The organism is Streptomyces synnematoformans (assembly GCF_039531005.1).
In the GTDB taxonomy this organism is placed as follows: Bacteria; Actinomycetota; Actinomycetes; order Streptomycetales; family Streptomycetaceae; genus Streptomyces; species Streptomyces synnematoformans.
In genome coordinates, this window is record NZ_BAAAPF010000603.1 from 1 (window position 1) to 1,910 (window position 1,910).

Annotated in this window: 1 protein-coding gene; it reads right to left on the reverse strand. The window is 65.3% G+C overall.

The window, feature by feature from the left end; all coding sequences use genetic code 11:
- Window positions 1–1,905: DNA polymerase III subunit alpha (dnaE, locus tag ABD317_RS36440; RefSeq protein ID WP_344296273.1), on the reverse strand; the 1,905-nt coding region annotated here is incomplete at its 3' end.
- Window positions 1,906–1,910 lie beyond the last annotated feature (5 nt).

Consider the following 1,910-nt stretch of genomic DNA (forward strand, 5'->3'; position numbering starts at 1 on the left):
GCCGTCGAACTGGAAGACGCCGAGGGTGTCGCCGCGGCCCAGCAGTTCGAAGGTCGTGGGGTCGTCGAGGGGCAGCGAGAGCAGGTCGATGTCCCTGCCCTTGTTCTGCTTCACCATCTTGACGGCGTCGTCCATGATGGTGAGGTTCCGCAGGCCCAGGAAGTCCATCTTCAGCAGGCCCAGCGACTCGCACGTGGGGTAGTCCCACTGCGTGATCGTCACCTGGTCGGTGTGCCGCACCCAGACCGGGACGTGGTCCACGATCGGCTCGCTGGACATGATCACACCCGCGGCGTGCACGCCCATCTGCCGCACCAGGCCCTCCACGCCCCGCGCGGTGTCGATCACCTTCTTCACGTCCGGCTCGTTCTCGTACATCGACCTGACCTCGCCGGCCTCGGCGTGCCGGGGGTGCGCGGGGTCGGTGATCCCCGCGAGGTCGATGCCGTGGCCGCCGACGTCCGCGGGCATGGCCTTGGTGATGCGGTCGCCCATGGCGTACGGGTAGCCCAGCACCCGGGCGGAGTCCTTGATCGCGTTCTTCGCCTTGATCGTCCCGTACGTGCCGATCATCGCGACCTTGTCCGCACCGTATTTCTCCGTGACGTAACGGATCACCTCCGCCCGCCTGCGCTCGTCGAAGTCGATGTCCACATCCGGCATCGACACCCGCTCCGGATTCAGGAACCGCTCGAAGATCAGCCCGTGCTCGATCGGATCCAGGTCCGTGATCCCCATCGCGTACGACACGATCGAACCCGCCGCAGAACCACGCCCCGGCCCCACCGCGATCCCGTTGTTCTTCGCCCACATGATGAAGTCCGCGACCACCAGGAAGTACCCCGGGAACCCCATCTGGATGATGACGTCCATCTCGTACTCCGCCTGCTTCTGGCGGTCCTCGGGGACGCCGCCGGGGTAGCGGCGGGCCATGCCGCGGCGGACCTCCTCCTGGAACCAGGTGACTTCGGTGTAGCCGTCGGGGACCTCGAACCGGGGCATCAGGTCCCGCTTCTCGAACCACCCGGCGGTGTCGATCTGCTCCGCCACCAGCAGCGTGTTCGCACACCCCTCCTGCCACGCATCCGACGAATCGACCGCATACATCTCCTCGGTCGACTTCAGGTAATAACCCGTCCCGTCGAACCGGAACCGGTCCGGATCCGACAGATTCTTCCCCGTCTGAATACACAGCAGCGCATCATGCGCCCCCGCCTCCTGCGCATACGTGTAATGCGAGTCGTTCGTCACCAGCGGCGGAATCCCCAGCTTCCGCCCGATCTCCAGCAGCCCGTCCCGCACCCGCCGCTCGATCTCGATCCCGTGATCCATCAACTCCAGGAAATACCGCTGCTTCCCGAAGACCTCCTGATACCCCGCAGCCGCCGCCAGCGCCTCGTCGAACTGCCCCAGCCGCAACCGCGTCTGCACCTCACCCGACGGACACCCCGTCGAAGCGATCAACCCCTCCGCATGCTCGGCGATCACCTCCTTGTCCATCCGCGGCCACTTCTGCAGCCACCCCTCCTTGTACGCATCCGACGACAACCGGAACAAATTATGCAGACCCGTACGAGACGACGCCCAGATCGTCTTATGCGTATACCCACCCGAACCCGACACATCATCCCGCTTCTGATGCGGCTGCCCCCACTGCACCTTCCGCTTGTTCCGCCGCGACTCCGGCGCCACATACGCCTCGATCCCGATGATCGGCGTCACCCCCGCCGCCGTCGCCTGCGCAAAGAAGTCATACGCCCCGTGCAGGTTCCCGTGATCCGTCATCGCGATATGCGACATCCCCATCTCACGACACGCCGCGAACATGTCCTTCAACCGCGCCGCCCCATCCAGCAGCGAATACTGCGTGTGCACATGCAGATGCGTAAAAGGCGGCTTGGCCACGGCGG